General features: G+C 60.8%; 17 protein-coding genes. 8 read left to right on the forward strand and 9 right to left on the reverse strand.

Annotated elements, in window-relative coordinates:
- The first annotated feature begins 2 nt into the window (after positions 1-2).
- The 6 genes from KGA96_RS00750 (at position 3) to yccS (ending at position 9572) form a co-directional block, all read left to right on the forward strand.
- Positions 3-1445 (forward strand): TldD/PmbA family protein, encoded by a 1443-nt coding sequence (locus KGA96_RS00750; protein WP_046039332.1) that lies wholly within the window; start codon positions 3-5, stop codon positions 1443-1445.
- Complete coding sequence (locus KGA96_RS00755) at positions 1445-2782, forward strand: TldD/PmbA family protein (RefSeq protein WP_046039331.1); 1338 nt, start codon at positions 1445-1447, stop codon at positions 2780-2782. Before KGA96_RS00750 ends, KGA96_RS00755 begins: the two co-directional genes overlap by 1 nt.
- A gap of 189 nt (positions 2783-2971) precedes the next feature.
- Complete coding sequence (gene mdtD, locus KGA96_RS00760) at positions 2972-4399, forward strand: multidrug transporter subunit MdtD (protein ID WP_223511318.1); 1428 nt, start codon at positions 2972-2974, stop codon at positions 4397-4399.
- Positions 4400-4504: 105 nt separating this feature from the next.
- Entirely contained in the window at positions 4505-5842 is a 1338-nt protein-coding gene (dbpA, locus tag KGA96_RS00765) for an ATP-dependent RNA helicase DbpA (protein WP_259674431.1), read from the forward strand.
- Positions 5843-5989: 147 nt separating this feature from the next.
- Positions 5990-7168 carry an NAD(P)/FAD-dependent oxidoreductase gene (locus tag KGA96_RS00770; protein ID WP_046039326.1) on the forward strand — a complete coding sequence of 393 codons (1179 nt, stop codon included), beginning with the start codon at positions 5990-5992 and terminating at the stop codon, positions 7166-7168.
- A 220-nt stretch (positions 7169-7388) separates the two neighbouring features.
- The gene (gene yccS / locus KGA96_RS00775) at positions 7389-9572 is read left to right on the forward strand and encodes a YccS family putative transporter (protein ID WP_046039325.1); all 2184 of its coding nucleotides are present in this window, start codon (positions 7389-7391) and stop codon (positions 9570-9572) included.
- An 84-nt stretch (positions 9573-9656) separates the two neighbouring features.
- On the opposite strand, the gene KGA96_RS00780 is transcribed toward yccS, so the two are convergent.
- Positions 9657-10394: a substrate-binding periplasmic protein gene (locus KGA96_RS00780; protein ID WP_046039324.1), complete on the reverse strand. Its 738-nt coding sequence runs from the start codon at positions 10392-10394 to the stop codon at positions 9657-9659.
- A 258-nt stretch (positions 10395-10652) separates the two neighbouring features.
- Between KGA96_RS00780 and KGA96_RS00785 the strand changes: the two genes are divergently transcribed.
- On the forward strand, positions 10653-11105 hold the full coding sequence (locus tag KGA96_RS00785; protein ID WP_046039323.1) for a GNAT family N-acetyltransferase: 453 nt from the start codon (positions 10653-10655) through the stop codon (positions 11103-11105).
- 109 nt (positions 11106-11214) lie between these two features.
- On the opposite strand, the gene KGA96_RS00790 is transcribed toward KGA96_RS00785, so the two are convergent.
- From KGA96_RS00790 to KGA96_RS00800, 3 genes are read right to left on the reverse strand one after another with little or no spacing between them, the layout of a single operon-like run.
- The gene (locus KGA96_RS00790; protein WP_046039321.1) at positions 11215-11511 is read right to left on the reverse strand and encodes a helix-turn-helix domain-containing protein; all 297 of its coding nucleotides are present in this window, start codon (positions 11509-11511) and stop codon (positions 11215-11217) included.
- Positions 11512-11548: 37 nt separating this feature from the next.
- A complete protein-coding gene (locus KGA96_RS00795; RefSeq protein ID WP_046039320.1) occupies positions 11549-12037 on the reverse strand; it encodes a M48 family metallopeptidase in 489 nt (162 codons plus the stop codon).
- A 45-nt stretch (positions 12038-12082) separates the two neighbouring features.
- The gene (locus KGA96_RS00800) at positions 12083-14206 is read right to left on the reverse strand and encodes a putative bifunctional diguanylate cyclase/phosphodiesterase (protein WP_223511320.1); all 2124 of its coding nucleotides are present in this window, start codon (positions 14204-14206) and stop codon (positions 12083-12085) included.
- A 322-nt stretch (positions 14207-14528) separates the two neighbouring features.
- Between KGA96_RS00800 and KGA96_RS00805 the strand changes: the two genes are divergently transcribed.
- Positions 14529-15197, forward strand: coding sequence for a polysaccharide lyase family 7 protein (locus KGA96_RS00805; protein WP_046039318.1), 669 nt, complete (start codon positions 14529-14531; stop codon positions 15195-15197).
- An 89-nt stretch (positions 15198-15286) separates the two neighbouring features.
- Here KGA96_RS00805 and fba read toward each other — a convergent pair whose 3' ends face one another.
- The 5 genes from fba to epd all read right to left on the reverse strand — a co-directional run bounded on the left by fba (position 15287) and on the right by epd (position 19344).
- Positions 15287-16351 (reverse strand): class II fructose-bisphosphate aldolase, encoded by a 1065-nt coding sequence (gene fba / locus KGA96_RS00810; RefSeq protein ID WP_007981624.1) that lies wholly within the window; start codon positions 16349-16351, stop codon positions 15287-15289.
- A 119-nt stretch (positions 16352-16470) separates the two neighbouring features.
- On the reverse strand, positions 16471-16803 hold the full coding sequence (locus tag KGA96_RS00815) for an MliC family protein (RefSeq protein ID WP_046039317.1): 333 nt from the start codon (positions 16801-16803) through the stop codon (positions 16471-16473).
- Positions 16804-16859: 56 nt separating this feature from the next.
- Positions 16860-17081, reverse strand: a complete 222-nt coding sequence (locus tag KGA96_RS00820; RefSeq protein ID WP_046039316.1) for a hypothetical protein — start codon at positions 17079-17081, stop codon at positions 16860-16862.
- A 34-nt stretch (positions 17082-17115) separates the two neighbouring features.
- Positions 17116-18279 carry a phosphoglycerate kinase gene (locus KGA96_RS00825; RefSeq protein ID WP_046039315.1) on the reverse strand — a complete coding sequence of 388 codons (1164 nt, stop codon included), beginning with the start codon at positions 18277-18279 and terminating at the stop codon, positions 17116-17118.
- 12 nt (positions 18280-18291) lie between these two features.
- Positions 18292-19344, reverse strand: coding sequence for an erythrose-4-phosphate dehydrogenase (gene epd / locus KGA96_RS00830; protein ID WP_008050248.1), 1053 nt, complete (start codon positions 19342-19344; stop codon positions 18292-18294).
- Positions 19345-19413: the final 69 nt, after the last annotated feature.

Here is a 19413-nt window from a genome sequence, read left to right on the forward strand (position 1 = left end):
GAATGTTCGATTTTTACCCCCAGCTCAAGCAGCGCTTCGCTGCCTTGCGCACGGGTGCCGAATTCTTTTCCCTGCGTTATGTGCGCGAATCCGGACAGTACCTGTCGGTGCGCAAGAACGTCGCCGAACCGCCAAGCCTGAGCCGTGACGAAGGGGCGATGCTGACCGTGCGGGTTAATGGCGTCGAGGCCTATGCGGCCACCAACGACCTGTCGCAACAGGGCCTGCAAGCTGCCCTCGAACGCGCCGAATTCCAGGCCCGTCGACTCAAGCCCCACGCCCTGCTGGACCTGCGCGAACAAGCCGTTTCCAGCGACCGCGCCGATTACTTTTCACCCAACCTCGACCAGGCCTTTCCGCCCCTGAGCGACTGCTTCCAGTTGCTCGGCGCCGAATCCGCCGCCGTGCCCAAGGACGACCGCCTGGTAAACTGGCAAGTCAGCCTCGGCATCACCCACGTCGAGCAGATCTACCTCAACAGCGCCAGTGCCGAACTGCGCCAGGCCCAACGCTTTGTGTACCCCGGCCTGGACGTCACGGCCTACGACGGCAACGACAGCCAGACCCGCAGCCTTGGCCGCGAAAACTTCGGCCAGCAAGGCGCGGCGGACGTCATCAGCCGCTGCGGCCTGATCGGTGCCGGTGCCCAGGTGGCCGATCAGGCCCTGCAGTTGCTCCTGGCGCCAAACACCCCGCAAGGCAAACGCGACCTGCTGCTGATGCCCGACCAGATGATGCTGCAAATCCACGAGTCCATCGGCCATCCGCTGGAACTGGACCGCATCCTCGGCGACGAGCGCAACTACGCCGGCACCAGCTTCGTCAAAGCCAGTGATTTCGGCCGCCTGCAATACGGTTCCGGCCTGCTCAACGTGACCTTCGACCCGGACATCCCCGAAGAACTCGCCAGCTACAGCCATGACGACGACGGCACGCCTGCCAGCAAACAGTTCCTGATCCGTGAAGGCCTGTTGCTGCGCCCGCTGGGCGGTGCGTTGTCGCAATTCCGTGCCGGTATGGAAGGCGTCGCCAACAGCCGTGCCTGTGGCTGGAACCGCCCACCGATCGACCGCATGGCCAACCTCAACATCGAACCGGGCGATCAGTCCATCAAGCAGTTGATCGGCGGTATCGAAAACGGTGTGCTGATGTCGACCAACCGTTCATGGTCGATCGACGATGCGCGCAACAAATTCCAGTTCGGCTGCGAATGGGGCCAACTGATCGAAAACGGCGAACTCAAGGGCGTGGTGAAGAACCCCAATTACCGGGGCATCTCCGCGCAATTCTGGAAGAGCCTCAGCGCCGTCGGCGATGCCACTACCCTCAAGGTCCTCGGCACACCGAACTGCGGCAAGGGCGAACCGAACCAGGTGATCCGCGTCGGCCACGCGTCACCGGCCTGCGTGTTCAGCAACGTTGATGTATTCGGAGGAGACGCCTGATGAATCCTTCAAACAGCCAGTCCGCGTCGTTCAAGGCGCTGGTCAACAGCCTGCGTGAAGCCCTGCGCGAGCCCGAGCAGTTCACCCTCAGCTACGCCGCCGAGTCGTCGGCCTTCGTGCGCTTCAACCACGCCAAAGTGCGTCAGGCCGGTCAGGTGCAGCAGGCGAGCATCGGCCTGAAACTGATCAACGAAGGCCGCCATGCCGACCTGAACATCACCCTGGCCGGCGATCCCCAGGTTGATCTGCAACGTTTGACCGAAGGTCTGCAACAGCTGCGGGAAACCTTGCCGCTGCTGCCTCAGGATCCTTACTTGCTGCTCAACTACAACGGTTGGCAGAGCAACAACGTGCAGTCGCATCCGCTGCCGGACACCGAGCAGGTGGTCGCGCAAATCACCCAGGCCGCCGAAGGTCTGGATCTTGTCGGTTTCTACGCTGCCGGCCCGATCAGTCGTGGCTTTGCCAGCTCTTCGGGCGCCTTCGGCTGGCATCAGGCCAACAGCTTCAACTTCGACTTCAGTCTGTTCCACGAGAATGGCCAGGCCGTGAAAGCCAGCTACGCCGGGCACGACTGGAACAGCGAAGGCTTTGCCAAACGCTTCCAGCAAGCCCGCGAGCAGCTTGAGTTTCTGGGCCGGCCGCTGCGCACTTTGCCACCCGGCCAATACCGCGCCTACCTGGCACCGGCCGCGCTGGAAGAAATCATGGGCATGCTGTGCTGGGGTGGATTCTCGGCACAGTCGATTGCCAGCAAAAGCAGCCCGCTGCAAAAGCTCTACGGTGGCGACAGCGCGTTCAGCCCGCTGGTCTCGCTGGATGAAAAAGTCAGCGGCTCGCTGAGCCCGGCGTTTTCCGATGAAGGGTATCCGCGCAGCGATCTGGGGTTGATCGTCGACGGCAAGGCCGGGGCACGACTGGTCAGCTCGCGCAGCGCCGCCGAATACGGCTTGACCGCCAATGGTGCCAGCGGTGGTGAATCGCCGAGCGCGCTGAACATGAAAGCCGGGGCATTGCCTGACGCGGACATCCTCAAGCAACTGGGCACCGGGCTGTACATCAGCAACCTGTGGTACCTGAACTTCTCCGATCAACCGGCCGCACGCCTGACCGGCATGACCCGGTTTGCCACGTTCTGGGTCGAGAACGGCGAGATCCAGGCACCGGTCAGCACCATGCGCTTCGATGACAGCGCCTTCAGCCTGCTCGGTTCGCAACTGGAAGCGTTGACCGAGGAGCGGGAGTTGTTGCTGTCGGCGAGCACCTACAGCCAGCGAGCGACGGCTTCGGCGTTGTTGCCGGGGGCGTTGGTCAGCCGATTGACCCTGACGCTGTAAACGCAATATCCCGGTATACCGGGAAACCTGTGGCGAGGGGGCTTGCCCCCGTTGGGTCGCGAAGCGGCCCCAAAATCGGCAAATGCGTTTCGTCAGATCAACCACATTGCCGGATTTGCGACTGCTGCGCAGCCGAACGGGGGCAAGCCCCCTCGCCACAATGGTCCTTTCTAGTCCAATTGAGGTCCCATGCCCAACCGCCCACCTCTCGACGCTGTAACCGCCCGCTGGATACCCTGGGTTGTCGCCATTGCCTTCTTCATGCAGTCCCTCGACGGGACAATCCTCAACACCGCCCTGCCAGCCATGGCCCGGGACCTGGCCGAAGATCCATTGCGCATGCAGGGTGTGATCATCGCCTACATGCTCACGGTCGCCTTGCTGATTCCCGCGTCCGGCTGGATCGCCGATCGCTTCGGCACCCGGAAAATCTTCTTCAGTGCGATTTTGCTGTTCAGCCTCGGCTCGCTGCTCTGCGCATTGTCGAGCAGCCTGAGCATGCTGATCGGCGCCCGGGTGATCCAGGGCCTGGGCGGCGCGTTGATGCTGCCGGTCGGGCGGCTGGTGGTGTTGCGCGCCTACCCGCGCTCGGAACTGGTGCGGATCATGGGCTTCATCACCATTCCCGGGCTGCTCGGCCCGTTGATCGGCCCGACCATGGGCGGCTGGATGGTGCAATACCTGACCTGGCACTGGATTTTCCTGATCAATCTGCCGGTGGGGCTGGTCGGTTGCTACGCCGTGTGGAAATTCATCCCGGACCTGCGCGGTTCCGAGCGCACCCGTTTCGACAGCCCGGGCTTCGTGCTGTTTGGCGCGGCGATGATTCTGATCACCATCGCCATGGAAGGCCTGGGCGAACTGCACCTGCCGCACCTGCGGGTGATGTTGTTGCTGTTCGGCGGCATGGCGTGCCTGGCGGCGTACTGGCTGCGGGCCGGGCATATCGAGAACCCGTTGTTTGCGCCGTCCCTATTCAAGACCCGGACCTTTGCCGTGGGCATTCTCGGCAACCTGTTCGCCCGCCTCGGCAGCGGCGCCCTGCCCTTTCTGGTGCCGTTGTTGCTACAAGTGGCGCTGGGCTATTCGCCGTCCCAGGCCGGGATGAGCATGCTGCCGCTGGCCGCGGCGGCGATGATCGCCAAGTGGGTCGCGCGGCCGCTGATCGAGCGCTTGGGTTATCGCATCGTGCTCACCGGCAACACCCTTGCGTTGGGCATCATGCTGGCGAGCATGGGCCTGGTCAGCGAGCAGACGCCGTACTGGCTGCTGCTGTGCCTGCTGGCGATCCTTGGCGCGATCAACTCCTTGCAGTTCACCGCGATGAACACCGTGACCCTGATCGACCTTGATGACGCCAGCGCCAGCAGCGGCAACAGCCTGCTGTCGGTGGTCGCGCAATTGTCCCTGAGCCTGGGTGTTGCGTGCGCGGGTGCATTGCTCGGTGGCTTTACGGCGGAGATTGGAAATGACGGCGTAGAAACCGTTTTAGGTGCATTCCAGCTGACCTTCGTGACCGTCGGAATCATGGCCATGCTGGCCGCAACGATCTTCTCGCAGCTCTCAAAGAATGACGGACGGCGAGTCAAACGTCCGGAAGAACACATAGAGCCTTAGGGCGAATGGCCACCGGGCTGGTACACTGCGCGACATTTTGTTTTGCAGGCCAGTCCCGTGACCACCATCGCCACCGAATTTAATACTTTGCCGCTGTCCGCCGCCATGCTGGCTAACCTCGACTCCCTCGGTTATGCCCAGATGACGCCGATCCAGGCGCAAAGCTTGCCGGTGATCCTCAAGGGGATGGACCTGATCGCCCAGGCCAAGACCGGCAGCGGCAAGACCGCCGCCTTCGGTATCGGCCTGCTGAACCCGATCAATCCGCGCTACTTCGGTTGCCAGGCGCTGATCCTGTGCCCGACCCGCGAGTTGGCTGACCAGGTCGCCAAGGAAATCCGTCGCCTGGCCCGTGCCGAAGACAACATCAAGGTCCTGACCCTGTGCGGCGGCGTGTCCCTCGGCCCGCAGATCGCTTCGCTGGAGCACGGCGCGCACATCATCGTCGGCACCCCGGGACGCATCCAGCAGCACCTGCGCAAGGGTTCGCTGGTACTCCACGGCCTGAACACCCTGATCCTCGACGAAGCCGACCGCATGCTCGACATGGGTTTCTACGATTCCATCGAAGAAATCATCATGCAGGCCCCGGAGCGTCGCCAGACCCTACTGTTCTCCGCCACCTACCCGGTAGGCATCAAGCAGCTGGCCTCGAAGTTCATGCGCAACCCGCAGCAAGTGAAGGCCGAGGCGTTCCACGACGACACGCAGATCGAGCAGCGCTTCTACGAGATTTCCCCGGATGACCGCATGAGCACGGTGACCAAGGTGCTTGGCCACTTCCGCCCGGCCTCCTGCGTGGCTTTCTGCTACACCAAGCAGCAGGTTCAGGAAACCGTCGACCACCTGACCGCCAAAGGCATTTCCGCCGTCGGCCTGCACGGCGATCTGGAACAGCGTGACCGCGACCAGGTGCTGGCGATGTTCGCCAACCGCAGTACTTCGGTACTGGTGGCGACCGATGTCGCAGCCCGCGGCCTCGATATCGATTCCCTGGACATGGTGATCAACGTCGAACTGGCCCGTGATTCGGAAATCCACATCCACCGCGTCGGCCGTACTGGCCGCGCCGGTGAGAAAGGCCTCGCGGTCAGCCTGGTGGCGCCGTCCGAAGCGCAGCGCGCCCAAGCCATCGAGCAATTGCAGCAGACACCACTGACCTGGGATCAGGTGGACAACCTCACCTCCAAGGGCGGTGGCCCACTGTTGCCGCAGATGAGCACCCTGTGCATCGCCGCCGGCCGCAAGGACAAGGTTCGTCCGGGCGACATTCTTGGCGCACTGACCGGTGACGCCGGCATCCCAGGCGCCCAGGTCGGCAAGATCGCGATTTTCGACTTCCAGGCCTATGTGGCCGTAGAACGCGGCGTCGCCAAGCAGGCCTTGCAGCGTTTGAACGACGGCAAGATCAAGGGCCGTTCGTTGCGCGTTCGCATCCTGTAAGAACAACGTATACCCCTGTGGGAGCGGGCTTGCCCGCGATGAGGCCAGAACATTCAACATCAATGTTGTCTGTCAGTCCGCCATCGCGGGCAAGCCCGCTCCCACATGGATCGCCGGTGAATTTGAATTTTGTGTGAGGACACCGTTTTGCGCTCTACCGAAGTCGTGATCATTGGCGCTGGCGCCGCAGGGTTGATGTGTGCACTGACCGCCGCCGGGCGTGGGCGCAAGGTGTTGCTGCTGGACCATGCCAACAAGGCCGGCAAGAAAATCCTGATGTCGGGCGGTGGCCGCTGCAATTTCACCAACATGTACACAGAGCCGAGCAATTTCCTCTCGCAGAACGCACACTTCTGCAAATCCGCCCTGGCCCGTTACACCCAGTGGGATTTCATCGGCATGGTGGCCAAGCACGGCGTGCCGTACCACGAGAAAAAACTCGGCCAGCTGTTCTGCGATAACAAATCCAGCGACATCCTCGAAATGCTGCTCAACGAGTGCGATCAGGTCGGCGTCAGCCTGCACCTGGACACCTCGATCCAGACCATCGAGAAACTCGAAAGCGGCTACCTGCTGGACACGACACTCGACCAGATCACCTGCGAATCCCTGGTGATCGCCACCGGCGGTCTGTCGATCCCGACCCTGGGTGCCACCGGTTTCGGTTACCAGGTGGCCAGGCAATTCGGACACGAACTGCTGCCGACCCGCGCCGGCCTGGTGCCGTTCACCATCACCGATCAGCTCAAGGCCCTGTGCACCGAGTTGTCCGGCACGTCGGTGGATTGCCTGGTGAGCTGCAACGACCAGAGCTTCCGCGAAAACATCCTGTTCACCCACCGCGGCCTCAGCGGCCCGGCGATTTTGCAGATCTCGTCGTTCTGGGAGTCCGGCGATACCGTCGAGATCAACCTGCTGCCGGATCACGACGTGCCGGACTGGCTGCAACAGCAGCAAGCCGAACGCCCCAACAGCGAGCTGAAAACCCTGCTTGGCGAAATCTTCACCAAGAAGATGGCCAACCTGCTGGCGGACAACTGGTTCGTCTCCAAACCGATGAAGCAGTACACCCACGCCGAGCTGGCCGATATCGCGGAAAAACTGGCGAGCTGGAAAGTCGTGCCCGCCGGCACCGAAGGCTATCGCACCGCTGAGGTGACCCTGGGCGGCGTCAACACCAATGAAGTGTCGTCCAAGACCATGGAATCGCTGAAAAGCCCGGGGCTGTACTTCATTGGTGAGGTGCTGGACGTGACCGGGCATCTGGGCGGGTTCAACTTCCAGTGGGCGTGGGCTTCTGGTTACGCCGCCGCGCAGTACGTCTGACTCACCCCAAAACCTGTAGGAGCGAGCCTGCTCGCGATAGCGGTCTAACAGTCGACATCAATATCGAATGTACCGGCCTCATCGCGAGCAGGCTCGCTCCTACATTGAATACGTGTGGTATCAAGGAACAGATTTTGCTGTCTGATGTGATCGGCGCCATTGCGTCGGCGTCATTAGTGGCTCAATTTAGCGTCATTGCCTCGGAAGGCCTTCGCATTTCATGTCATCGACTTCGTTCCGCCAGTCTCTGCGTCGCCTTTGGGCGCTGGATAAATTCAGCTACAGCGTGCGGGTATTCATTGCCCTGACCGGCACCATGGCGCTGTGTTGGTATCAGGATGAAATGGGCCTGCTGATCCCGTTGTTCCTGGGGATTATCGCCAGTGCCCTGGCCGAAACCGACGACAGCTGGCAGGGCCGTATCAACGCGCTGGCGGTGACGCTGGTGTGTTTCGCTGTCGCCGCCCTGTCTGTCGAACTGCTCTTCCCCTACCCCTCGCTGTTTATCATCGCCTTCGCCCTGGCCGCGTTCTGCCTGACCATGCTCGGCGCTCTTGGCGAGCGCTATGGCGCGATTGCCTCGGCAACTTTGATCCTTTCGGTCTACACCATGATCGGCGTGGACCAGCGCGGCGGAGCGGTCAGCGATGTCTGGCACGAACCGTTGCTGCTGGTGGCCGGTGCTGCCTGGTACGGCTTGCTGTCGGTGGTGTGGCAGGCGCTGTTTTCCAATCAGCCGGTGCAGCAGAGCCTGGCGCGGTTGTTCCGCGAACTGGGTTTTTACCTGAAGCTGAAATCCTCGCTGTTCGAGCCGATCCGGCAGATGGACGTGGAGGCGCGGCGCCTGGAATTGGCCCAGCAGAACGGCCGGGTGGTGGCGGCACTGAACGCCGCCAAGGAGATCATCCTGCACCGGGTCGGCAATGGTCGCCCGGGGTCGAAAGTCAGCCGCTACCTCAAGCTGTACTTCCTTGCCCAGGACATCCACGAGCGCGCCAGCTCATCGCACTACCCTTATAACGCTCTGGCCGACGCCTTCTTCCACAGCGACGTGCTGTTCCGCTGCCAACGCCTGTTGCGTCAGCAAGGCAAGGCCTGCCGGGCCCTGGCCGAATCGATCCAGATGCGCCAGCCGTTCACCTATGACGCCAGTTTCGCCGAGGCCCTGAGCGACCTGGATGCCTCTCTCGAACACCTGCGCATCCAGAGCAACCCGGCCTGGCGCGGCTTGCTGCGTTCACTGCGGGCACTGGCGGCCAACCTCGGTACTCTCGACCGCCTGCTCAGCGATGCCAGCAACCCCGACGCCCTGGCCGATGCCACCGACAGCAGCCTGCTCGACCGTTCGCCGCGCAGCCTCAAGGACGTGTGGCTGCGCTTGCGCACGCAACTGACGCCGACCTCGCTGCTGTTCCGTCATGCCCTGCGATTGCCCCTGGCCTTGAGTATCGGCTACGCCATGGTGCATTTGATTCACCCGTCCCAGGGTTACTGGATCATCCTCACCACGCTGTTCGTTTGCCAACCGAATTACGGCGCCACCCGCCGCAAACTCGGTCAACGGATCATCGGCACCGCCATCGGCCTGACCCTGGCCTGGGCGCTGTTCGACCTGTTCCCGAACCCGCTGATCCAGTCGTGTTTCGCCATTGCCGCCGGGGTGGTGTTCTTTACCAACCGCACCACCCGCTACACCCTGGCGACGGCGGCAATCACCCTGATGGTGCTGTTCTGCTTCAACCAGGTGGGTGACGGTTACGGGCTGTTCCTGCCACGGTTGTTCGATACCTTGCTCGGCAGCCTGATCGCCGGGCTCGCTGTGTTCCTGTTCCTGCCGGACTGGCAGGGCCGACGCCTGAACAAAGTGCTGGCCAACACCCTGGCCTGCAACAGCATTTACCTGCGCCAGATCATGCAGCAATACGCTGCGGGCAAAAGCGACGACCTGGCTTACCGCCTGGCCCGCCGCAACGCGCACAACGCCGACGCGGCGCTGTCCACCACACTGGCCAACATGCTGATGGAGCCTGGGCATTTCCGAAAGGAAGCGGATGTAGGCTTCCGCTTCCTGGTGCTGTCACACACGCTACTCAGCTACCTGTCGGGCCTGGGTGCGCATCGGGAAACTCAACTGCCGACAGACGTGCGCGAGCACTTGATCGATGGGGCCGGGGTGAAACTGGCCACCAGCATCGACGCGATCGCCCAAGGGCTGGCGAGCAAGTCTTCGATCGAGATTCAGAGCGATGAAGAAGAAGCACTGGCCAATGAACTGGAACAGATGCCTGATGAAATCGATGAGGGGCAGCGGTTGGTGCAGACGCAACTGGCGTTGATCTGCCGGCAGTTGGGGCCGTTGAGGACGCTGGCGGCGCATCTGATCAAGGACACCAGTGAGGATTGAGACCTGTGGTGTCCGTGCGGACCTCATCGCGAGCAAGCGCGCGATGAGGCCATCAGCAACAACACAGAAACTGGCTCAACCCACTCACATCCCGTGCTGTTTGATCAACTTGTCATAACTCCCGTCCGCCTTCATCGCCGCGATCTCGCGGTCGAAACCGGCGACGATCCGCGCATGCTCGGGATTCTTCAGGCTGACCATAATATGCAGGCTGTTCTCGCTTAATGGCTTGGGCAGGAACTCCACGGCGTTTCGCACCTTGGGTGACTCACGGGCCAGATAGTAGCGAGCGACGAACTCATCTTCCAGTGTCAGCTTGACCCGGTCGGCCGCGAGCATGCGCACCGCCATGGCGAAACTGTGCACGGGGATTTTCTGCAACGACTCGTCGCTGTCGAACGCAGGCGAATACGCGTATCCACGCACGATCGCGATCGGATAGGTGTGCAATTGCTGCAGGTTATTGAATTCGATGGGCGCGTCTTTGCGCTTGAGAAAGCGTACGCGATTAAGCAGGTACTCGCCAGAAAACTGGCCAAGCCTGGTCCGCTCCTCGGTGTACCAGGCGTTGACCAGCACGTCGTATCGACCCTCGCCCAGTCCCATCAAGGCCCGTGCCCAGGGCACCTGCTCGAACTCACTGGCATAGCCGGCCCTGGCGAGTGCGGTACTGACAATGTCCGTGGCCAAACCACCGTTGACGAGCGTGGAATCGGTAAAGGGGGGCCAGGCATCAGCGACCAGCCGCAGTTTTTCTGCCGCCGCTCCCTGAACCAGCAACAGCAATCCAATCAAGGCCAAAGCTCGATGCAATCGCGGCATGCCAGAAAATCCTTAGCGGGCAGGTTGCCCGACGTGTTTTCAGCCAAAACCCCAAGGCCCCTGTATCGGCAAGACCCGGGTACTCAACATTAGCTCATCGACGCCACAGCACAGCGCTTCGATCCAGATTACACAAAGAAGACATCTGCGCGAGAAATGAATGATGGCATTTTGGCCTTTGTCACAGATTCTTCCACCATAAAGACTTCTGGCGTGAGTGCGCTTAGTATCGGAACGACGTTTTCAGGGAATAAAAACATGACAGTCGATTGGATCTGCAAACACCACAGCGACCTGGGCAAGGAGCAGCTGTACGCCATTTTGCAGTTGCGTGCGGAAGTGTTCGTCGTCGAGCAAAAATGCGTTTACCAGGATATTGATGGTCAGGACCTGGAAGGCGACACCTGCCACGTGATGGCCTGGGACGGTAACCGGCTGGTGGCCTACCTGCGGCTGCTCGACCCGCAGTCACAAGGCGGCGACGTGGTGATCGGGCGGGTGATCATTGCCCCTCAGGCACGCGGCGTCGGCCTGGGGCATGAGCTGATGGATCAGGCGTTGAAACAGATCGAAAAATACTGGCCCGGCCTGCCGGTCTACCTCTCGGCCCAGGCGCATTTGCAGGGGTATTACGGGCGGTACGGGTTTGTCGTGGCGGGTGAGGAATATGTCGAGGATGGCATTCCACACATTGGCATGCGTCGCCCGTAAGGGCCTCTTCGCGAGCAAGCCCGCTCCCACACTGGATTGTGTTCACAACTCAAATCAACTGTGGGAGCGGGCTTGCTCGCGAAGGCGTCAGTCAAACCACTGAAAGATTTCAGGGATACTCCAACACTGCCTTGATCTGCCGCAGATTACGTTCGATCCAATCACGATCAATCGCCCCCCACTCGCGAATCCGATAGCGCCCCGCATGGTTGCGCGCGCCTTCTTCCTGCTCGAACTCACAAATGATATCCAGATCCGCCAACGCCGCGATGGTGTCCTGTGCCGTGCGCCGGGGCATGCCGGTGACCTCGGTCAGCGACGGGACGCTGCTGGCCAGCCCGCTGTCGATCAGGTACGCCACGTACAACCGGCGATAGAAGCTGCTCTTGGTCTTGCTCACGTCCATCCAATGCTCCTTAAAAGATCGCAGCCTGCGGCAACGCCTACAGATCCCGCCACGTCAGGTACACCCGCACATCAAATTCCACCTGGTGATAACCCGGCAGCATGTGTTCGCACAGTTTGTAGAACGCCTTGTTGTGGTCCGATTCCTTGAAGTGCGCCAGCTCATGCACCACGATCATTTTCAGGAACTCGGAAGGCGCCTCCTTGAACAACGAAGCGATGCGGATTTCCTTCTTGGACTTGAGCTTGCCGCCCTGCACCCGGGAAATCGTTGTGTGCAGGCCAAGGGCACGGTGGGTCAGGTCCAGGCGGTTGTCGAACAGCACCTTGTCGATGGCCGGAGCATTACGCAGGTACTCCTGCTTGAGGTCCAGGGCATAGGTGTACAGCGCCTTGTCGCTCTGCACCCCGTGCTTTTGCGGATAACGCTGGCTCAGGTAATCGCCCAGCCGACCGTCGGCGATCAGCTGGCGCACCTGATCCTGCAGGGTAGCGGGATAAGCCTGGAGATATTTCAACACGGTCATCGGGGCGGCAATACAGGTCACTGAAAGGTCGCCAGTGTAGCGAATTCAGCGGGGTAGCGCGCCCCAGTCAAACGGCTGGACAAAGACCCCGGTGTCTTCGGCCATCAGCGGCCGGGCCACCAGAAAACCTTGCACAGATTCACAGCCGTTGGCTTGCAGCCATTCATACTGCGCAACGGTTTCCACCCCTTCGGCAATCACCAGCATCCCGAACTGTTTGCACAGGTCGATCACACTGCGCACCAGCGCCGCATCCTTTGCCGACGCCGGCAACTTGGCGATCAAATGGCGGTCGATCTTGAGGGTATCCAGCTCCAGGTCGCGCAAGTGCGTCAGGGAACAGGGGCCGGCCCCGAAGTCATCCAATGCCACTCGTACGCCCAGATTGTGCAACAGGCGCAATTGCTTGCGGGTTTCTTCGGGGTTGTGCATCAAGGCCTCTTCCGTGACCTCGACTTCCAGATGACGCGGTTGCAGGCCATGGCGCTCCAGCACCTGGCGCAACTCGGTGACCAGATTTGGCAAGCCGAACTGCGTACTGCTCAAGCTGACGCCGAGCACCAGGTCCTCGGCAAACAGGGACTCCCAGGCTTTGCGTTGCCCGGCGCCGCGATGGTAGATCCAGCTACCCAGGCGACTGATCAGCCGCGCCTCCTCCAGCAATGGCAAAAACAGCCCCGGGGGGACATCGCCAACGCTCGGATGCTGCCAGCGCAACAAGGCCTCGAAGCCACGAATCCGCCCGTCGGCAATCGCCACCTGAGGCTGATACACCAAATTGAAATCCCGGTTCTCGATGGCCGTGCGCACACTTTCTTCCAGCATCAGCCGCGTGCGCGCCCGGCCATTCATTTCATGATCGTAGAAGCGATATTGCTGACGGCCGGCACGCTTGGCTTCGTACATGGCGATGTCGGCCGCCCGCAGCATGCCGTCGAGATTGGCGCCACAATCAGGGAACGTAGCGATGCCGATGCTGGCACCCAGGGCGATATCGAGGCCATCGACCTGCTGACAGATCGACACTCGCTCGATGAGCTTCTCGGCAATCTTCGCCGCCTGCTCGGGGAACTCCAGATCCAGCAGCGCGGTGAATTCGTCGCCGCCCATCCGCGCCAGAATGTCGAAGGGCCGCAGGCAAGCCTTCAACTGTTCGGAGACCCAGCGCAGCACACGATCACCAGCATCGTGCCCTAGGGAATCGTTGACTCGCTTGAAGCCGTCGAGGTCCAGGTACATCAAGACCCAGGAACTGTCGGAACGCTCACCGCGCAACAGCAGGTTCTCTACGGTCTGGTAGAAACCCCGGCGGTTGAGCAATCCGGTCAACGGATCGGTGACCGCCTGAAACTCCAGTTGCTGATGCAGATGGCGCACCACCGACATGTCCAGCACGGTCACGACCATCGCGTGTTGCTCGGCAGGCAATGGCGCGCAGGACAAGGCCACCGGTACCTGCTGGCCGGGCACGGTTCGTAGCTGGGCATCGTGCAGTCGCAGGGTTTCGCCGCGTTTGTATCCGGCCAGCAACTCGGAATCGGCCCATATCGGGATATGCGGTTTTTGCAGGTAGTCCAGAAACTCCTTGCCTTGCAGCTCCTGCACCGGGGCATTGAGCAACCGTGACATCGCAGGATTTGCAAAACGAATCAGACCGTCCTCACCCAATACCAGAATGCCTTCGGCTGCGTTATCCAGCACCGACGCATTAAAGGCACGAGCGGCTTCCAGATCATGACTCAGGCGCTGCAGGGCCCGGCGGTTACGCTGGTGTTCAAGCAACGCCTGGACCTTGGGCGTGAAGACCTGTGGGTCGAACGGCTTGAACAGGTAATCCACCGCACCACTGGCATAGCCCTTGATCACGGCGTCCTTGGACTGTTCGTTGGCGGTCAGGAAAATGATCGGTGTCAGACGGGTCCGCTGGCTACCGCGCATCAGGCGCGCCACTTCATAACCGTCCATGCCTGGCATCTGCACGTCCAGCAGCACCAGGTCGATATCGTGTTCAAGTAACAAGCCGAGGGCCTCGAAACCCGAGTTGGCAGTAATGACCCGCCAGCCCTGGCGCTGTAACAACGCGCGCATGCTAATCAGGTTTTCAGGGTAATCGTCGACGACTAAAAGGGTTGAGCCGCCTTCTACTGGCGTGGTTTGCGCGCATTCCATGCTGCTTCTCTAATTGCGGGGTGTCAGGCCGGTTTCTCGTGAAAACCGGACAAATACTGTGCCTTCACTCTAGACCCGGTTCTGCGAAAGCAGAAGGTGTCAGTGAGCCATCATTTAATCATTGTGTCTTTTTACCGACTAACGGTCGAATGCTCTGTCCGATGAAACCCCGGAAGATGGCATTTCGACAGGATGTTGACGTCAGCCATCCGTCAGGCGAGCATTAACAAAATCCCCCGCTACGCTTATAAAGGCCGCCCAAAAGGTGCGGTCTAGAGCTTCTGGTACGCCCGTGCAGCATGAACCCAGTGGAAGAACCGACATGATCGATCTCGCAACCTGGAACCTCAGCGTTCCCGTTGGCAGCCCACCGTACACCGTCGAAACCGCCAAACTGGTGGATGGCTTCAAAGATCAATACTTCCATTCCGACACCGGCACATTGTTTTTCTGGTCGCCCGTGACCGGCTCCCGTACCGAAAACGCGATTTATCCGCGCACCGAATTGCGTGAAACCTACAGCAACGGCACGTTGAAAAACTGGTATTACCCGGAGGCCGACAATTTGTTGTATGCCACTCTGGCAGTAAACCAGGTGCCGAGTTCCGGGAAGATCGTCATCGGCCAGATCCATGCCTATCAAAGCCAGAAACCTCTGGTGAAGGTCGAATACCAATACAAAACCAGTACAGGCACCGGCAATATCGTCGCCAAGGTCCGGATGCATCCCGATGACGATACAGGCCAGGTGATCATCGTTGCGACGGGGGTGAAACTCGACCAGGAGTTCAACTATCTCATTCATCTCAGCCCTGGTGGCGCCTTGGGCATCAGCGCCGCAGGTTATCAATGGGATACGCAAATCAGCACAACCTGGCGCGACAAACCGCTGTATTTCAAGGCCGGGGTCTATGTGCAGGACAACACCGGGTACACCACGGAAGGCGGCAAAGTGACATTTAGCAAGCTGGATATCGATCACAATCAATAGCCCCGAAAGTCCGCGTCATACATTTCTCTCGCCCACAAAAAAACCCGCCTCTCGGCGGGTTTTTCATCAAGGCAGTTTAACGCTCAGGCTTAGTTGACCTTGGCGTTCAACTCACCTTTCAGGTAACGCTGATACATGCCTTCCAGCGAGATCGCCTTGATCTTCGAAGCGTTGCCGGCAGTGCCGAAGGCTTCGTAGCGAGCGATGCACACGTCGCGCATGGCGGTAACGGTGGCGCCGAAGAATTTACGTGGGTCGAACTCGCTCGGGTTGGTGGCCATCAGGCGACGCATTGCGCCAGTGGATGCCAGGCGCAGGTCGGTGTCGATGTTGACCTTGCGCACGCCGTGCTTGATGCCTTCGACGATTTCTTCAACCGGTACGCCGTAGGTTTCTTTGATGTCGCCGCCGTACTGGTTGATGATCGCCAGCCACTCTTGCGGAACCGAAGACGAACCGTGCATCACCAGGTGAGTGTTCGGAATGCGCTTGTGGATCTCTTTGATGCGGTCGATGGCCAGCACGTCGCCGGTAGGCGGCTTGGTGAACTTGTAGGCGCCGTGGCTGGTGCCAATGGCGATCGCCAGGGCATCAACCTGAGTGCGTTTTACGAAGTCAGCGGCTTCTTCCGGGTCGGTCAGCATCTGGCTGTGATCCAGAACGCCTTCGGCGCCGATGCCGTCTTCTTCACCGGCCATACCGGTTTCCAGCGAACCCAGGCAGCCCAGCTCGCCTTCTACCGAAACGCCGCAAGCGTGAGCCATGGCTACGGTTTGCTGGGTAACACGGACGTTGTAGTCGTAGTCGGTCGGGGTCTTGCCGTCTTCGCCCAGGGAACCGTCCATCATTACCGAGCTGAAGCCCAGTTGAATGGAACGCTGGCAGACGTCAGGGCTGGTGCCGTGGTCCTGGTGCATGCACACCGGGATGTGCGGGAATTCTTCGATCGCGGCCAGGATCAGATGACGCAGGAATGGCGCGCCAGCGTATTTACGGGCGCCGGCCGAAGCCTGGACGATCACCGGGGAGTCAGTCTTGTCAGCGGCTTCCATGATGGCGCGCATCTGCTCAAGGTTGTTGACGTTGAAGGCTGGAACGCCGTAGCCGAACTCGGCTGCGTGGTCCAACATCTGGCGCATGCTGATAAGTGCCATTGTGTGTATCTCTCCCGGTTGAGGGTCGTTAATCGTGCCAGCCTGCCGGAGCGGCGGCGGCTATTCAAGTTTTTGCAGATCGGGGGTTGGCCCGGGCTGCGGATTCGGTGTTCTTCGTTTTACTCGGCCTTGCAACCACGGCCGATCAAATCATTGGTGGCGACCCAGTAAACCAGGCCTTCCTCACCTTTTATGTGAAACGCCAGCATGTCATTGCTGTACAGCGAACCCGATGCACCCGGTTCCTGCTTCAGGCGGTAGACCTGATCGGCACCGCCCAGGCGCACGTCGACTTCCCTGCGGCTGTCGTCGGTGTAGCGCCACAGCACTTTGGCCTGGCTGTCGCAGGTCCAGGTGGTCCAGTTATCCACAGGGGCGGACGACTGGAACAGGTTCAACTGAGCACAACCGGCCAACAACGTCAGCGCCGCAACGGCGATAAAACCTTTCATCCGTGTCCCTCGACTGACGGCGCACGCCGCCAGCCCTGAGTAATGAGTCAGACCCGTCAAGGGCAGCCATGTTCCTTGGCGGGTGCCTGGGTCTCGTATTTGTCCAGGCCCTCCGGCCCGGAACGCTTGTTGAGCACCGGGTTGGTTTCCGCCTGCCAGTCAGCCTGGTAGCAGCCTTTGTCCGACTCGGACGGCGCCGGTTCCGCAGTGGCCTTCGGGTTACTCCCGCACGCCACCAGCGAACCTGCGACGATCAACAGCGCTAACGTCTTGACCATTTCAACACTCCCTGCCTGGTCAAACGGGCGACCCTCAGGCCTTGGCCCGGCTTTCCAGGACTTCAACGGCTGGCAGGACCTTGCCTTCGACGAATTCGAGGAACGCGCCGCCACCGGTAGAAATGTAGGAGATCTGCTCGGCCACGCCATACTTGTCGATGGCGGCCAGGGTGTCGCCACCGCCGGCAATGGAGAACGCCGCGCTGTCTGCGATGGCCTGGGCCAGCACCTTGGTACCGTTACCGAACTGATCGAATTCGAACACGCCGACCGGACCGTTCCACAAGATGGTTTGCGACGACTTCAGCAGCTCGGCAAAATTCGCCGCGGTCTGCGGGCCGATGTCCAGGATCATGTCGTCGGCAGCAACGTCAGCGATCAGCTTGACGGTCGCAGTGGCGCTTTCGGCGAATTCCTTGGCAACCACCACGTCCACTGGCAGCGGTACGCTGACCTTGGCGGCGATGGCGCGAGCGGTGTCCAACAGGTCCGGCTCGTACAGGGATTTACCGACCGGGTGACCGGCAGCGGCCAGGAAGGTGTTGGCGATGCCGCCGCCGACGATCAACTGGTTGCAGATCTGGCTCAGGCTGTTCAGCACGTCGAGTTTGGTCGACACCTTGGAGCCGGCAACAATGGCCGCCATCGGCTGGGCCGGGGCGCCCAGGGCTTTGCCCAGCGCATCCAGTTCAGCAGCCAGCAGCGGGCCGGCAGCAGCGACTTTGGCGAACTTGGCCACGCCGTGGGTCGAACCCTCGGCACGGTGAGCGGTGCCGAAGGCGTCCATCACGAACACGTCGCACAGGGCTGCGTATTGCTGGGCCAGTTCGTCAGCGTTCTTTTTCTCGCCCTTGTTGAAGCGTACGTTTTCGAATAGCACGATGTCGCCCGCTTTCACGTCGACACCGCCCAGGTAATCGGCCACCAGCGGCACTTCACGACCCAGAGCACGGCTCAGGTAGTCGGCGACTGGCTTGAGGCTGTTCTCGGCCGAGAACTCGCCTTCGGTCGGACGGCCAAGGTGCGAGCAGACCATCACGGCCGCGCCTTTTTCCAGGGCCAGCTTGATGGTCGGCAGCGAGGCCAGGATACGCGCATCGCTGGTGACAACACCGTCCTTGACTGGGACGTTGAGGTCTTCGCGGATCAATACGCGCTTACCTTGCAGATCGAGGTCGGACATCTTCAACACGGTCATGGGTCGCACTTCCTACGGTTTTTTTGAAGTTGCTGTTTGCAGATAGTGTTCTGCAACGTCCAGCATTCGGTTGGCAAAACCCCATTCGTTGTCGAACCAGGCCAGGATGTTCACCAGCCGTGGGCCGGAAACGCGGGTCTGACTGGCATCGACGATCGCCGAATGTGGGTCATGGTTGAAATCACAGCTTGCGTGAGGTAGCTCGGTGTAGGCCAGCAAGCCTTTGAGCGGGCCGCTGGTGGCGGCTTCGCGCAAGATCCGGTTGACCTCGGTGGCGTCGGTCGCGGTGGCGGTCTGCATCGTGATATCGAGGCAGGACACGTTGACCGTCGGCACCCGCACGGCTTTGGCCTGAATTCGGCCGGCAAGTTCCGGCAGCAGGCGCTCGATACCACGCGCCAGACCGGTGGACACCGGAATCACCGACTGGAACGCCGAACGGGTACGGCGCAGGTCTTCGTGGTGATAGGCATCGATGACCGGCTGATCGTTCATCGCCGAGTGAATGGTGGTGATCGATACGTAATCCAGACCAATGGCCTGATTCAACAGGCGCAACAGCGGCACGCCGCAGTTGGTGGTGCAGGACGCGTTGGACACCAGCAACTCGTCGCCGGTCAGGCAATCCTGGTTCACGCCATAGACGATGGTTGCGTCGACGTCCGTCTCGCTGGCCATCGGCTGGGAAAACAGCACACGCGGGGCGCCGGCGTCGAGGAAACGCTGGCCGTCCTCTCGCGTGTGATAAGCACCGGAGCACTCCAGCACCAGATCGACGCCCAGGGACGCCCAATCGATGCCTTCGGGGGTAGCACTGCGCAGGACCTTCACGCAGTCGCCATTGATATGCAGACAATCGCCGTCGACCTTCACTTCGCCGGGGAACCGGCCATGGGTGGAGTCGAAGCGTGTCAGGTATTCGATGCTGGCCATGTCCGCCAGATCGTTGATCGCGACAATCTCGAACCCGGCCTTCTCGCCTCGCTCGAACAACGCACGCAAGACGCAACGACCAATCCGGCCGTAGCCGTTGAGTGCAACTTTGTAGGGACGCGGTTGAGGCATGGGGTTCTCGATTACCGTGGTGAATCCATCAGTTTTGTGTCGTTTGAACCGACGCTATCGCGAGCAGGC

This window comes from Pseudomonas sp. GL-R-26 (genome assembly GCF_019947365.1).
GTDB lineage: Bacteria > Pseudomonadota > Gammaproteobacteria > Pseudomonadales > Pseudomonadaceae > Aquipseudomonas.

Coding starts and splice junctions, on each gene's coding strand:
- mdtD (WP_223511318.1), top strand. CDS start 2,972: ATGCCCAACCGCCCACCTCTCGACGCTGTAACCGCCCGCTGGATACCC.
- epd (WP_008050248.1), bottom strand. CDS start 19,344: ATGCCTCAACCGCGTCCCTACAAAGTTGCACTCAACGGCTACGGCCGG.
- KGA96_RS00780 (WP_046039324.1), bottom strand. CDS start 10,394: ATGCCGCGATTGCATCGAGCTTTGGCCTTGATTGGATTGCTGTTGCTG.
- KGA96_RS00800 (WP_223511320.1), bottom strand. CDS start 14,206: ATGGAATGCGCGCAAACCACGCCAGTAGAAGGCGGCTCAACCCTTTTA.
- KGA96_RS00790 (WP_046039321.1), bottom strand. CDS start 11,511: ATGGACGTGAGCAAGACCAAGAGCAGCTTCTATCGCCGGTTGTACGTG.
- KGA96_RS00805 (WP_046039318.1), top strand. CDS start 14,529: ATGATCGATCTCGCAACCTGGAACCTCAGCGTTCCCGTTGGCAGCCCA.
- KGA96_RS00815 (WP_046039317.1), bottom strand. CDS start 16,803: ATGAAAGGTTTTATCGCCGTTGCGGCGCTGACGTTGTTGGCCGGTTGT.
- KGA96_RS00750 (WP_046039332.1), top strand. CDS start 3: ATGTTCGATTTTTACCCCCAGCTCAAGCAGCGCTTCGCTGCCTTGCGC.
- dbpA (WP_259674431.1), top strand. CDS start 4,505: ATGCTGGCTAACCTCGACTCCCTCGGTTATGCCCAGATGACGCCGATC.
- KGA96_RS00820 (WP_046039316.1), bottom strand. CDS start 17,081: ATGGTCAAGACGTTAGCGCTGTTGATCGTCGCAGGTTCGCTGGTGGCG.
- fba (WP_007981624.1), bottom strand. CDS start 16,351: ATGGCACTTATCAGCATGCGCCAGATGTTGGACCACGCAGCCGAGTTC.
- yccS (WP_046039325.1), top strand. CDS start 7,389: ATGTCATCGACTTCGTTCCGCCAGTCTCTGCGTCGCCTTTGGGCGCTG.
- KGA96_RS00755 (WP_046039331.1), top strand. CDS start 1,445: ATGAATCCTTCAAACAGCCAGTCCGCGTCGTTCAAGGCGCTGGTCAAC.
- KGA96_RS00825 (WP_046039315.1), bottom strand. CDS start 18,279: ATGACCGTGTTGAAGATGTCCGACCTCGATCTGCAAGGTAAGCGCGTA.
- KGA96_RS00785 (WP_046039323.1), top strand. CDS start 10,653: ATGACAGTCGATTGGATCTGCAAACACCACAGCGACCTGGGCAAGGAG.
- KGA96_RS00795 (WP_046039320.1), bottom strand. CDS start 12,037: ATGACCGTGTTGAAATATCTCCAGGCTTATCCCGCTACCCTGCAGGAT.